Source organism: Paenibacillus sp. MAHUQ-63, from assembly GCF_028765165.1.
Taxonomy (GTDB): Bacteria; Bacillota; Bacilli; order Paenibacillales; family NBRC-103111; genus Paenibacillus_E.
Map to the genome: position 1 here is coordinate 550,498 of NZ_JARADB010000004.1, position 13,163 is coordinate 563,660.

At 43.3% G+C, this 13,163-nt stretch carries 13 protein-coding genes and 1 rRNA gene; 7 read left to right on the top strand and 7 right to left on the bottom strand.

The features are described from left to right. Positions 1–489: a hypothetical protein gene (locus tag PUT07_RS25885; protein WP_274471640.1), complete on the bottom strand. Its 489-nt coding sequence runs from the start codon at positions 487–489 to the stop codon at positions 1–3. A 235-nt stretch (positions 490–724) separates the two neighbouring features. On the opposite strand from PUT07_RS25885, the gene PUT07_RS25890 reads away from it, so the two are divergent. From PUT07_RS25890 to PUT07_RS25915, 6 genes are all read left to right on the top strand, one after another. Next, on the top strand, positions 725–1,807 hold the full coding sequence (locus tag PUT07_RS25890; protein ID WP_379240615.1) for a metallophosphoesterase family protein: 1,083 nt from the start codon (positions 725–727) through the stop codon (positions 1,805–1,807). Between the two features lie 74 nt (positions 1,808–1,881). Further along, positions 1,882–2,397 (top strand): DinB family protein, encoded by a 516-nt coding sequence (locus tag PUT07_RS25895; RefSeq protein WP_274471641.1) that lies wholly within the window; start codon positions 1,882–1,884, stop codon positions 2,395–2,397. A 355-nt stretch (positions 2,398–2,752) separates the two neighbouring features. Further along, positions 2,753–4,432, top strand: a complete 1,680-nt coding sequence (locus tag PUT07_RS25900) for a pectate lyase family protein (protein WP_274471642.1) — start codon at positions 2,753–2,755, stop codon at positions 4,430–4,432. Positions 4,433–4,614: 182 nt separating this feature from the next. Then, positions 4,615–5,007, top strand: a complete 393-nt coding sequence (locus tag PUT07_RS25905; RefSeq protein WP_274471643.1) for a DoxX family protein — start codon at positions 4,615–4,617, stop codon at positions 5,005–5,007. Between the two features lie 47 nt (positions 5,008–5,054). Next, the gene (locus PUT07_RS25910) at positions 5,055–5,588 is read left to right on the top strand and encodes a DUF1572 family protein (protein WP_274471644.1); all 534 of its coding nucleotides are present in this window, start codon (positions 5,055–5,057) and stop codon (positions 5,586–5,588) included. Positions 5,589–5,818: 230 nt separating this feature from the next. Beyond that, entirely contained in the window at positions 5,819–7,321 is a 1,503-nt protein-coding gene (locus tag PUT07_RS25915) for a polysaccharide lyase 6 family protein (protein WP_274471645.1), read from the top strand. A gap of 58 nt (positions 7,322–7,379) precedes the next feature. Here PUT07_RS25915 and PUT07_RS25920 read toward each other — a convergent pair whose 3' ends face one another. The 6 genes from PUT07_RS25920 to PUT07_RS25945 form a co-directional block, all read right to left on the bottom strand. Beyond that, positions 7,380–7,937, bottom strand: a complete 558-nt coding sequence (locus PUT07_RS25920; RefSeq protein WP_274471646.1) for a CBO0543 family protein — start codon at positions 7,935–7,937, stop codon at positions 7,380–7,382. A 120-nt stretch (positions 7,938–8,057) separates the two neighbouring features. Further along, the gene (locus PUT07_RS25925) at positions 8,058–8,576 is read right to left on the bottom strand and encodes a DUF3231 family protein (protein ID WP_274471647.1); all 519 of its coding nucleotides are present in this window, start codon (positions 8,574–8,576) and stop codon (positions 8,058–8,060) included. 97 nt (positions 8,577–8,673) lie between these two features. After that, positions 8,674–9,681, bottom strand: coding sequence for a DUF3231 family protein (locus PUT07_RS25930; protein WP_274471648.1), 1,008 nt, complete (start codon positions 9,679–9,681; stop codon positions 8,674–8,676). Positions 9,682–9,817: 136 nt separating this feature from the next. Further along, on the bottom strand, positions 9,818–10,267 hold the full coding sequence (locus PUT07_RS25935) for a hypothetical protein (protein ID WP_274471649.1): 450 nt from the start codon (positions 10,265–10,267) through the stop codon (positions 9,818–9,820). A 129-nt stretch (positions 10,268–10,396) separates the two neighbouring features. Further along, positions 10,397–11,608: an MFS transporter gene (locus tag PUT07_RS25940; protein ID WP_274471650.1), complete on the bottom strand. Its 1,212-nt coding sequence runs from the start codon at positions 11,606–11,608 to the stop codon at positions 10,397–10,399. A gap of 150 nt (positions 11,609–11,758) precedes the next feature. Beyond that, positions 11,759–12,385, bottom strand: a complete 627-nt coding sequence (locus tag PUT07_RS25945; protein WP_274471651.1) for a LysE family transporter — start codon at positions 12,383–12,385, stop codon at positions 11,759–11,761. 659 nt (positions 12,386–13,044) lie between these two features. Between PUT07_RS25945 and PUT07_RS25950 the strand changes: the two genes are divergently transcribed. After that, positions 13,045–13,163 (top strand): 16S ribosomal RNA (locus PUT07_RS25950); the annotation flags it as partial.

The window sequence follows — 13,163 nt, forward strand, 5'->3', positions numbered from 1 at the left end:
TTAACCGGCCTTTTTGCGTTGCTTCACATATTCCTGATAAGCAAAATCATCTGCGCGCTGTTCTACATCAAGATTGCGGTAGTTCGTTGCTTGCTGAACAGCAGCTTTCAGTGCGGCTTGATAAGTGCCGAGGTTCTTCTTGTGATGTTTCTGCAAATAATCTAAAGTATCGAGAAGATGAAAAAATTCATGATAGAGAATAAAATAGGGCAGGTCATTCTTCTTAATCGAGTATCGGGATATCACAAGCCTTTCATCGGAGCTCAAATATCGGTCATAGGAAATATGAATAAAGAGGGTGGCTCTTCTACATTGACGGTCAACCAAGACCGAACCGCCATAAAATGGCCCTGAGGTAACATGTAACTGGCAGGGGATAGCAGGAGAATACCGCCGTGATAGGATTTGTATTTGACGGTGCAGCCGTTTCTTCCAAATGCAAACTCTGAGTTTCCTCCATTTATAACTGTGAAATAACTTTCTAAGCATCGAAATCCCTCCTACTAAGTTCACCTTAGAGGGAGGGGCATTTTTTTTCAATATGGAAAAAAAGGAAGATAGCTCAACAAGGGTCGAATCCTGTCAAGTTGGGTGAAAGCGATATGAAGAGCCCTCCAAGCGTTCATATAAGCTTTAGCTGCGCCAAATCTCCTGTTTACATTCAAAGCTTATGGTGGTAATGAATATCAGACATCATCATGGATGGAAATGGAGTGTGGTGGGCGTGAAAACAAGTTTTTTGAGATGGGGATTATCACTAGCTTTATTCACAGTACCTTTCAGTGCGCAGGGTGAGGAGAAGCCGCAACTATCTTTCCCCGTTATTAGCGATATTCATGTGCAGTCTTGGGACGAGCAGTCCCAACATAAGTTCGCTGCTGCTCTGCGTGACTTAAACGAGTTGAATCCGAATTCCGATCTCCTCGTCATCAACGGGGATTTAACAAACGGAATGTCATCTGACTATGACAAATTAGATGAATTGCTGAAGGCGAATCCGCATCCGAAGAACCTTGCGCTGACGATTGGGAATCATGAATTTTATCAAGCTTGGTACGACGCCAATGATGCTTGGAATGCCGATACATTTCCGAACAAGGAAACGGAGCAAGCATCGATACACCGATTCTTGCAGCTTACCGGTGAACAACAAGTCTACTATGACCGGAACATGAAGGGGTACCATTTTATTTTTCTTGGTTCGGAGCAGTATCGTCAATCCAATGAGGCTAACTTGGAAGATGCCTACCTATCGCCTAAGCAGCTGGACTGGTTGAGAACGAAGCTGAAGGAAGATGTTGATGCGGCGAAGCCCGTCTTCGTGTTTTTGCATCAACCCTTGCCCTATAGTGTGGCAGGCACGCATTTCTGCTGTACGAATAATAGAGCGGTCGTTCAACATGAGGAATTGAAACGAATATTGTCGGATTACCCGCAGGTGATTTTCTTTTCCGGGCACACCCATTGGGAGTTGAAGCTGAAGGATACGCTTGTGCGGGACCCGTTCACGATGGTCAATTCATCTTCCGTGCATCAGCCCTGGACAGACGATGGCCACGGCGGTGAAACGGCACTGGGGCCCAACGAAAGCGAGGGACTGTATGTAGAGGTATATAAGGATAAGATACTGATTAAAGGACGTGACTTTTACCGGCATCATTGGATTCAAGAAGCGCAATTCACCGTAGCATTGGGGGAGAATGACGAAAAACCGGAACGGTTTCACCATGTGGAAAGGTCACCGCTATCTGAGCTAATTCGTTGGGTAGCCGCAGCTGCGCAAGGTTGGTTAAGGGATGATCTTTGAATTGATTTTAAATCAGATCACACGATATAATTTTCATTAGGAAGGTTGGGGGGATTGGGGAGGAGAGGATACGGATGTTGAAGGAGTCTTCGGCTATCATCGAGCAATACATACGAAATCTGGACAACTATTCAATCGAGCAGCTGCGATTTAAAAGTGAAGAAAACGTATGGTCGCTCGGGCAAATGTATATCCACGTGATCGAAGTGGCGAAAGAGTACATCGGGCATATGGAAACATGCACCAAGGCAGCACACGAAGAGACTGCAGGCAAGACGGAAGACGGAACGAAGGCGCTTGCCGAAAAAGAGTGGCCCAATATCCCTGTGAAACTTGAGGAACCGCCCAACGCGACAAGAAACCCCGAGAGTAAGGAAGAAATCATCGCTGGCCTAGAGCAGGTTCGAGAGAAGCTGACCTACTGGGCGGGGCGTGTAGATGAGGCAAATCCGGCTTGCAAGGTGCGCCATGGTTGGTTTGGTTGGCTTCATGCGCGTGAATGGTTTGAGATGGTTAGCATGCACAGCAGACACCATTTGCGCCAGAAGGCGATCCTGGACGTGAAACTGGCGGAGGCGGGCATAAGATAGCCGGGTTTCGAAATTTTTTGCTCTTTTCGAGTAGGCGAGAAGCTGGCATCGTTCTAATCGGTGTCAGCTTTTTTTTGGCCCGTTATAGCTTAGGTGAGAATTGAAGGTTTCATACCATAACAATGAGCGATTCCCCCCATAGATAATGGACATACCCATGCTATAATTCGAGTAATTATTACCTTTTTTCACAAATGAGCATAAACCCCAAGGCATCGCTTCATCTTTCCTTGTATGGAAATGAAATCTTTCCCGCAAAGCTTGGAAGCGCTTCATTTGTTGAGGGCGGGAAAGCCGGATACAGGTGGCAGATAACGGCTCTCGGGGTGTAGTTACAATTTGAAGGAGGGATTTAATGATGATGAAAAAAGTATTAGGCAGTTTGGTAGTGGGGAGTCTACTGGTGACTTCATCGTACATCGTTACTGGCAGTGTAGCAGAGGCCGCGGTAATCACCACAATTCCTAATTCAACGAAGGTTGAGAAGAACTATGATTCCAGCTTTCTGTCTGTACCCGGCTATGCTTCTTCAGGTGTAAAAGATCGAAGCCATTATATCGGTACTTCCTATTATCGTACGGTTCATAATGGAAAAGAGTTTCTGCAGGCTATTCTGGACGCGAGTCAAGGATCCGTCAAAGTCATTGAAGTGGCGGATGACATTAATTTAGGATGGACGGAATTAGCCTTAGATTCAACCGAAAGATCGAAGTATAGCTTCATAACCAATTATCCGAAGCCATCGAACGGATTTACGAATCCATTGCTAATCGCTTCCGGTGTATCTAAATTAAGTATTGCGAATGTAGATGGACTAACCATCTTTTCAACAACAGGCAAGACCATTAAGCATGCGGAAATTAAGCTGCAAGGAACATCTAACGATCTTGTCTTAAGGAATCTCAAATTTGATGAAATGTGGCAATGGGACGACTCGGGCAAGCATAAAGAGGTAGGCTGGTCTTTCATCAAGGTGAATGGCGCCAACAATGTGTGGATAGACCACTGTCAGTTCTCGATCGCGGCAGATGGGATGATTGACATGGAAAACGGAGCATCCAATGTCACGTTCTCTTGGAATAAATTCGGATTGGAAGCAACGGAGAATCCGGATGAGAGCAGTTCAATTTATCAGTCCATCGAGTTCATGGAGCAAAAATATACAGCCGGTACATTGGATCCTTCAACAAGCGTTTACTATAAAATGCGCAATGAGGGCGCTACCAAAAATCAGATTATGGCTTATGCCGCTTATCATTCGAAAGTTCATTTGGTTGGTTCCGGCGATAAGGATTATACGAACTATATAAGTCCTACCGGAGTCGAGGTCAAGGATGGAAACCAAAGACTCAGATTGACCATGGCGTACAATCGATATACGAATGTTGGACAGCGGCTGCCGATGATTCGTCAAGGTACAGGCCATATCTATAATAATTTTTTCGATGACTCGTCGCATCAAGATATTATGAATCGAGTACCCGCTATTTCCAAATACGGCGGAGATACGTTATCACGCGGAGTGAATGCAAGAAATGGCGCATCGATAGCCGCAGATACGAATGTGTATGATGGTTTCAACGAACCGCTAATTGGCGCAGAACGCCAAGGTGACGATATTGGCAACATGAGTGCGCCATTTAATGAGTTGTTCAAAGACGCGCTCAACCATAGCTTAATTGTAAACTCCAAAGTAACGAATAGCAGCGGATCTTATATTGGAAGCAGCTGGGATAACGATGGCAATAACATGTTTACCAAGGGGATCACTTGGTATGACAAATCAACCATCGGGAAATGGGCGTGGTCTTCCCATATTGTCGGCGTAGAGAACATGAGCAAAACGGCACCGCCAAGCACGCCGTTTACATTCACTTACGATTACAACGAGAAATTGCCATATGCCTACCAAACCGTTCCGCTCAATAGCGTTGTGCCAACCGTCGTCCAATACGCCGGTATCTCCAAAAAAGTGGATTTTGGTACGGCTGACTGGTTAAAAGTTAATTACACGAATACAGCTTCGACAAAGTAAGAAGTAAACTCCGGATCTGCAGCCTGTTGGCAGCTGGTCCGGAGTTTGTTGTATTTGCAGGCATTTTCCTTGTTTCGGCTTATCGTTATTTAACTCGAAAAAAAATTTTTTCCTTTTGTCGATTTGTAAATAGCTCATTCGTTGTATGCTTAGAAGGAACAAATGATAAGGAGAGATGAACGATGACAAAAACAATTTCTAAAGGCAGACTTTGGACGTCAAGGGTGATGAGCGGGGTAGCGATCTTATTCATGCTGCTTGATAGTATTATGAAATTATTTAAACCTGCGTTCGTTGTTGAATCTACGGTTTCCCTTGGTTACCAAGAACATCATATTGTCTTAATTGGTATTCTTGGACTTCTTTCAACGATTCTTTATGCAATACCCCGGACTTCGGTCTTAGGCGCAGTGGTGATGACGGGCTATTTTGGCGGTGTGATTGCGACACATATTCGTCTAGATGCCCCGCTTTTTTCTAACGTCTTGTTTCCTGTTTATCTTGCCGTGTTGGTCTGGGGAGGCCTTTGGTTGAGAAATGAGCAAGTGCGGAAATTGCTTTTTTTACAGAAATAGTTGAATGACTATGGATCCCAATAAAAAAGCTGAGAGGGGAAATCATCGTGCTAGACTTGACCAAGCATGTACTCGAAGATATGAACAAGCAGCTCGATCGCATTATTAAGAGTTTATACCATCTTGATGACGAACTCATTTGGACTAAAATGAAGGACTCCGTGAACAGCATTGGTAACCTAATCTTGCATTTAGCAGGAAACGAGTACCAAAATTTCATAAGTGCCATTGGAAACAAACCGTTCGTTCGGGAACGCACGCAAGAATTTGCTTCTGAAGGCGGCGTATCGAAGGATGAATTGATTAGTCTACTATTAAGGACACGTTCCGAGTCAGCGAGTATACTATCCGTTTTGTCCGAGGAGGATTTAAAAAGGGAGGTCATCATCCGTTATGACTTGGAGGATTGGAACCGAATGCTTCGGGTTAACGCTTCAGAGAATGAAACTTATGAAGTGAGAGTGATCAGCCGGCTCCTTGTTCAGGTTGCGTCACACTATGGCTATCATGCCGGCCAAATTGTACTGCTCTCCAAGTTATTGAGAGATTCGAATGAACATATAACAGGGCAGTATCATTAGTTGTAATATTGGTTTATAACGTTGAGTGATTTTCAGGAATCAATTGGATAATTCTTATTCGCGGTACCCTCCTAAATGACAGTTATCTCTATGCGGAGATAACTGTTTTTTTTATATCTTCTGGAAGACCACTTACCAAATAAATCCACAGTCAAGCTAAAAAAAACCATAATCTTCTCCAGGAAAATATAGGATAATAGCTGTAGATTCTACATAAAGGAGGCAGCATAGTGAAAAAGTTAAGGAAATCCCTATTATCGCTTTGTCTTGTAACCGCTTTCTCTTCCATCCCTTTTGGTGCATCAGCCGAGGAATCGGTCGTGAAAGTCTCTTCAGTGGACGAACTTTCAGCAGCCATGAGCAAAGCGCAACCTGGTGATACGATTGTGATGAGGAACGGAATATGGAAGGATGCTGCCATTGTGATGGAAGGTGCAGGCAAGCCCAATAAACCCATCACGCTCCGCGCGGAAACGCCGGGTCAGGTAGTGCTCAGCGGCGCCTCCACACTCAACATCGGAGGATCTTATCTTGTGGTGGATGGTTTGGTGTTCAAAGATGGGGGAGATATCGATGATTCCGGCGTCATTGAGTTCAGGGTAGGAGATCATGAAGCGACGCATTCCCGGCTTACGAACATCCAAATGCTCGATTACAATCCTCCAAGCAACGAAAAGAATACGAAGTGGGTTGGATTATACGGCAGCTATAACAGGGTGGATCATTCCTACTTCAAAGGCAAGAAAAACATCGGTGCAACGATGGTCGTCTGGAGAGAGCAGGCGGGCGAGCAGCACCATGTTATTGATTACAACCATTTTGCCGGCCGGCCCATCCTGCAAGACGATCATGGACAAGTGATTAGTAATGAAGCGGAAACGTTGAGAATCGGAACGAGTACCTATTCGCTCACGGATTCCTATACAACGGTAGAGAACAACCTGTTCGAGAACAATGATGGAGAAATCGAAATGGTTTCGGTTAAATCAGGGAAGAATGTAATTCGCGGCAATACGTTTTTGAACAATGCAGCGACCGTCACCCTCCGTCATGGCAATGGAACGCACATTGAAAACAACTTCTTCTTCGCTAATGGCAAGACGAATGCCGGCGCGATTCGGGTTATTGGCGAAGACCATGTGATAGCCAACAATTATATTAGTGGCATTGTGGGCAGCAATACGACACGGGGGGCCATCGTTCTAACCAATGGCATTCCGAACTCAGCTCTGAACAAATATTTTCAAGTCAAACATGTGCTCATTACTCACAACACACTCGTGAACAATGAGAATAACATCATCGTAGGCGATAAAAAAAGCAGTACGAATACGTTAGCGCCTGTAGACACGATAATTGCCAATAACGTTGTCCAGGCAAGCGGGAACGCTAAGCTTCCTCTAATTAAGGTAATCGACGATTCTGCAGCTCTTATGTATGAAGGTAATTTCATGCATGGCGCTGAACTCGGGATTGAGCCGGTCGCAGGGATTATTGAGCAAGATCCACAGCTGGGATTGGCAGAAGACGGTTTATATCGCGCAAGCGGCACAAGTCCGATTATTAATGCATTGAAAAACGGGGTTTACTCCGTAAAAGAGGATATGGATGGCCAGCCCCGCCCTCAAGGAAACAGGGACGCCGGAGCGGATGAGGTAACCAACACGCCTATTCGGAACAAGCCTCTACAGCCGAGCGATGTCGGACCCGAGTGGTTGCATGCGTCAGAATAAAAAATGGCAAGCTCCCGTCAAGCAGGCGTACATTCACGCCTGCTTTTTCTTTTCACAGCTAACTAGTCAATTTTTCAAATTTATTTCTTCTGCTGATGTAATGAGCAAATAAGTAGATGATGAATTGAATAGGAAATGAGTAGCTATATCTCCAAATTGTCGGCTCATATATTTTAAGCCATGTTATGAATGGTTCTGCAACGTACGAAGTAAGCAATGCAAAGAAAAGGGCTTTGAGATAAGGGCTGGTATTAGGTTTTACTTGGATAAGAAACATGATCGAAACAGGCATCAGTGTTACATCCCACGGGAAATAAGTGGGAAGGACAGGAATAACATTGAATCTATAGTGCCAGAATCCTAATTGGTCGCCTAGAATGTCGAGAAGAAGTGAGATCACGATGACGAAAAACCCAACATATAGAATTCGATCAGAACTGTATTTATTTCGTAAGAAAAACCAAATTACCCAAGGGACAATAGATAAGAATACGCCGAACCACCATAAATCTGAAAAAAGGACATATTCATGCCAGATATGTACTCGTTCACGAATTAGAGTTTGAACTTGATTAACATTAGCATCAATCAATTCAATAATGTCTTTTTTTCTCATGAAATCCCACCCCTCAACGGAGTTATTATTTTCAAAATAACGTTCTACTTATTCATCATAGAATGACGTAAAGAGACCCTCAGTAAATAAATTACTAAGGATCTCCTTAAGCTTTTATGATTAAGCCTCTACAAGCTCCGGCCGCTTAATTTGAAGGGGAGGAGGAATCAGCCAACCTTTTTCTTTGGATGTTTTCAATATTTTCAACCCGATTGCTGCTTTGGTTGCGTGATATTTAGCGAATAAGGCTCCGATATCTTCTCGTGTTGCCTTACCCATAATTTGGCTGCATGCAATTAAGCTAAGGGAAGTATCGGCACCGATCATGGCTGCAATTTCTTGATCCGATAACTTTACACCGGCTGGGATATCTTCTAATTTCGTTTCAGGCCTGTCCGGTAAAGCAGGAGATGGTACGATGCCGTTATCTATCAAAATCGTATCACATTCGCTTATCTCCAGCTCAGCTTGGTTAATGATGTCGCCGAGTATCTTCTTGAGGTCATTATCGACAGCATGATACCGATATGCTTTGTTGGCGGAAACACAGCCTTTGGCCGTCATTGAAAACTGCCATAAATCATAGATTTCTCCGTAATGCAACGGTTCATCTTTTTGATTGCCGGATAAGATACCCATAGTTGTAACAACTCCTATTTGACTAGTATTTTAATTAACATTTATAGAATCCCCTTAGAGCGTTATATTATTCAACGAGAATGCTGCATTGACTGTTCTAGACCCCTGCAAGCTTCTTGCGGTCAGGTGCGAGCGGCGGCTCTTCTAGCCATTCTCTTTCAATAAGCAGATCCGTTACATCTTTACCGAAATTCATAATGGTTCCTATGAGCTTCAAATATTCAGCGGTCAAGTCTAGGCGTGTCGTCACTGAGATGGCACTACCAAGATAGATGAGGGCTGTTGAATTTAGTATGTTAATCAGATTCAGGATCAATTTATCTGAGAAGGGTGAGACGGTTGATGTGGTGACTTCCGTATTCACCATGATAGTCCCGAGCAAATCATCTTGAAAGAGCTTATCATTGATAAATTTGATTTGATCCATCGATAATTCTTTTCCTTTGATTAGTAAGTTCTTTATGGCTTCATCCTTTACGACTTGTATGAATGAGGTAAGAAGGATAAGTCCGAAATAGTTACGCTCTATGTTGAAGAACATTTCGGAGATTTCCATGACATTCAGCGTTCTCTGAGGACCAAACCATTTAGATAATATGTTTTCTTTCTTTTTAATAAAGTTAGGATGCTCGGGGTAAGGAATCATTGGTGGTCGATCATAGATTCCTTTGGCTAACATGAGGGAGACGGAGTCGTTGTACAATTCAGAGGTCGACTGCAGGCATTGCGTATAATAGTTTCTTACATCCTCCCGAGCTGTATTAGATAGTAGAGCAGCGTATTTGGTCAGGCCAATTCGGCTCATCGCGTACACATAGCTTAGAGGGAATGTATCGAAATAGAGAGGGGGAGCCGCAACATTGACATCTGCTTCTGTAAAGCCGATTGGCAGCGGAAATTTTTCTTTATTAAAGAGATGCTGGATCGTTTTCATGTGAGTTTGTGCTAATTTTAATGATCGTTCAATTAATGGCTTTATTTCATCGTCCTCTGTTATTTGTAATAGATACCCGGATAGACATACGGTGATACTGTCGCTGACATAAGATGACCATAATGCCGAAAGTTCTGTTGATGATAATCCAACAACATGAGTACCGACCATGGATAACCAACCCCTTTGTTATCAAGTAATTAAAATTAGTATTCCCCTTACCGAATCCAGGTTATTTATTAAGATATGAATAAAGGCAGACAAAGAAAAGGTGCACCTTATATAGGTACACCTTTGCAATGATTTCTTATTTGAAACTCTCATCTCTGCCGCGGTTGTTTCCTCTTAGACCAATGAGACCTAATAGTCCGGCTAAACCAAGCCATCCCCAATTCCTATTATTGTCTGTAGTAGTGGCGTAAGTACGATAATGACCGCGGTCCGTGTTTGTGTTTGTTAAAGTCGATGTTGTGTGCATCCGGTTCGTTAAATTGTTGCCACCATAGTTGTTTGTTCCGTACGTTGGTGTCGTAGTACCAGTTGGATTGGCAGTGCCGATCGGTGTAATTGTCCCATCCGTTGTTGTCCTTGCATCATAATTACTACCCGTATAGCCAGATGTTGTTGTTGTTGTCCCCATCCCCGTTGTTCCCGAGGTGGTGCCTGTATTTGCATACGCACCAACTGCCCCAAAGCTCAATGCTGTTGTCAAAGCTACCGTCATTGTCAATGTACGAAACTTTTTCACTGTTGTCATTTCCCCTCTCGGCATATGATCGTCGTGCATAGTTATCATGCTCGGATTTATAGCTTTTTAACGGGGAATTTGGTGGAAAGGGAGATGGGATTGAGCCAATGAAATTTCCAACAACACATCGTGACGACTTCATCCCGCTTGCTTTGTACAATCCGGTTTAATAGCAAACAACGCCAGAATAGCGGCTATAACCCCAGTCCCCCCGATCGAATAAAACATGAGCTGAGGCGAGAACTTAACGAGGATTGAGGCAAGGGGAGGACCGGCGGCAACGCCAATGAATCGCATAGAACTATAGATCGACGTAATGGTTCCTCGCTGCGGTTTCTCGATATTTTCAGTAATTAAAGCATCCAAACAAGGTAGAGCAACCCCGATTCCAATGCCGCCAAAACTAATCAGTGTGATCAGCATTTTCAATGAATGAACGAGCCCGTTTAAGAAAAGGCTTATTGTTACAAGGAGTATGCCGGCAAAAGCGATCCATTTCATTAGCTTCATGTTTCTTCCGATCGTTTTCCCAATGATATAAGAAGCTAAGCATAAAGCGGCTAGAGGGATAGCCAAAACCAAACCTTTCACAATGCCATCCAGATGGTATTTCTCTTCTAAAGTGTCGGATAGATAAAACAGCACCCCAAAAATAACGAGCATACATATACAGCCGATTGTAAAAATTGCATATAACCAACGACCGTTATCTTTGAACAATTGTTTGATATCTTGGATAAACTCAGAAAATGAAATGTTTGTTTCACTGTCCTCTTTTTTGGGTGTTTTAACTAGACATGCAACTAGTATGGTAGATATAACGCAAAAGACAGGTATCGACATAAAAGGAAGGAACCATGAAATCAGAGCTAGTGCTGAACCAAGGATTGGACTTAGGACTTTACCAAATGTATTGGCGGTTTCTACGAGTCCTAAACTGCTGCTGACGTCGCTATCTTTTTTGAACATATCACCTACCAGCGGCAAAACAATCGGAAAGGCTCCCGATGCCCCGACTCCTTGCAACAAACGGCCCAACATAATCACAAGGTAAGACTGATCCAGCCACCAAGCTCCTAAACCGGCAATTAATCCACCAACCCCGGTAATGATCAAACTTGGAATAATAATTTTTTTTCTCCCGAACCGATCGGATAAATAACCCGCTAGGGGAATGAGGATAATCGCGATGCCTGAATAAATGGTGATTAACAAACTGACTTGAAGAGAAGAAATCCCTAACTTGCTGCGAATGGCAGGTAAAACCGGAATTAGCATGGAGTTGCCTAATGTCATAATTAGGGGAATAGAGGCGATCGCTAAAAGATCCCAGTTTTTTCTCTCTTCCATTGTGCACCTAACTTTCTATTCTAACGATTCTAACGATACTTTCACACCAACCTTAATAATTAATATTCCCCATTATTCTGATCGATATGTAAGTATTTTAAATGCGACCAAGCAAACAAACCGAGAGTGTGCCTCATAAACAGCAGTACTTCAACCGAAAAGTGCCTGGCAAGCTTTAATCCCAAAATGGAAGCCAAACCCGATAAGGGATAAGCCGGATATAATGGAAATGAACGTTATCGCGCGATATGTTAAAAACCGCCGAAATGTACTCGCTAAACTGGCCAACGTGATATCCCAAACAAGCAGCCCTGTAAACATAATTCCCGTATAGAACAAAACATGATCTCTATCATATACGGCGATCGTCTCAGCTAACACGGATCCGTAAATGCCCAGCCAGAAGAGAATGGATAACGGATTGGAGATGGACATGAAAAATCCCGAGAAGAACGATTTCGCAAGCGTATCTGCGCTTCGATTATGTTCTTCTTTCAGCTTGCCCGCGCTCATTAAGCTCTCGACTCCCGAATACATGAGCACGAAGCACCCAAAGAACCACAAGAAGGTTTTCATGAATGGGGTAGTCAGAAAATGAACAACTCCAAAATAAATAAGCGCCATCAATATAGCATCAGCAATGATGGCTCCGATGCCAATTATCCATGCGTGCATGAAGCCGTGCTTGATCCCCTTGTCCAATTGGGCAGCATTAATTGGCCCAATCGGAGCCGCAAGCGATAAACCCAGAATGAAATAACTAATCATGGTACTCAAGCTTGGACACCTCTTCGCTCGAAGTTGATGAATGATTTACTTAACCAACTTATTCTTAAAAAGAAGCTTGTATAACTAAAAAAGCGACTAATCGTTAGCGTTCTTATGGCGATGGTATATTCTTGTTTTCAATGGATAAATTAATCATCAATATCCAGAGTCCTAATGAATGGGGAGAAGTACACTTGTTTACAGAGATTAAAATTAGACAGCCCAAAAAATGTCGAGGATGCATATGGGGAAATTGGGATGGGATTAAACAGTACTGCAGTAAAGTAAGATGTATCCGACAATAAAATTTAACTTAACCTTAACTTAACAAGGATCGATTAAATGAAGTAAGCATACATGATGATATTTGATTGATTCCATATTTTGTACGTTGCCAAGGATGAATACAACATGGTACATTAATAGTCCGCCAAGCGAGTTGAACGAAACAAGCGGAATTGGAAAATTCAAGTTGTTGCACAGTTCGCTAGTGGAGTCTTAAGATATACCTCCGGTTCGAAACGACTGGGACATTGATTGATCTTTGAAAACTGAACAACGAGTGAGTAAACAGAACGAGCAATCGTTCAAACATGAGATTAATAATCTCGCTAGCAAGTCAATTGAGCTATTCAGCTTTCAATAAATGGACGAGCAATCGTTCAACTATTATGGAGAGTTTGATCCTGGCTCAGGACGAACGCTGGCGGCGTGCCTAATACATGCAAGTCGAGCGGAGCACTTCGGTGCTTAGCGGCGGACGGGTGAGTAACACGTAGGTAACCTG

Bases quoted from the DNA above. Each gene is read 5' to 3' on its own strand.
- PUT07_RS25895 (WP_274471641.1), top strand. From the start codon at position 1,882: ATGTTGAAGGAGTCTTCGGCTATCATCGAGCAATACATACGAAATCTG.
- PUT07_RS25905 (WP_274471643.1), top strand. From the start codon at position 4,615: ATGACAAAAACAATTTCTAAAGGCAGACTTTGGACGTCAAGGGTGATG.
- PUT07_RS25920 (WP_274471646.1), bottom strand. From the start codon at position 7,937: ATGAGAAAAAAAGACATTATTGAATTGATTGATGCTAATGTTAATCAA.
- PUT07_RS25930 (WP_274471648.1), bottom strand. From the start codon at position 9,681: ATGGTCGGTACTCATGTTGTTGGATTATCATCAACAGAACTTTCGGCA.
- PUT07_RS25925 (WP_274471647.1), bottom strand. From the start codon at position 8,576: ATGGGTATCTTATCCGGCAATCAAAAAGATGAACCGTTGCATTACGGA.
- PUT07_RS25900 (WP_274471642.1), top strand. From the start codon at position 2,753: ATGATGATGAAAAAAGTATTAGGCAGTTTGGTAGTGGGGAGTCTACTG.
- PUT07_RS25935 (WP_274471649.1), bottom strand. From the start codon at position 10,267: ATGACAACAGTGAAAAAGTTTCGTACATTGACAATGACGGTAGCTTTG.
- PUT07_RS25885 (WP_274471640.1), bottom strand. From the start codon at position 489: ATGCTTAGAAAGTTATTTCACAGTTATAAATGGAGGAAACTCAGAGTT.
- PUT07_RS25940 (WP_274471650.1), bottom strand. From the start codon at position 11,608: ATGGAAGAGAGAAAAAACTGGGATCTTTTAGCGATCGCCTCTATTCCC.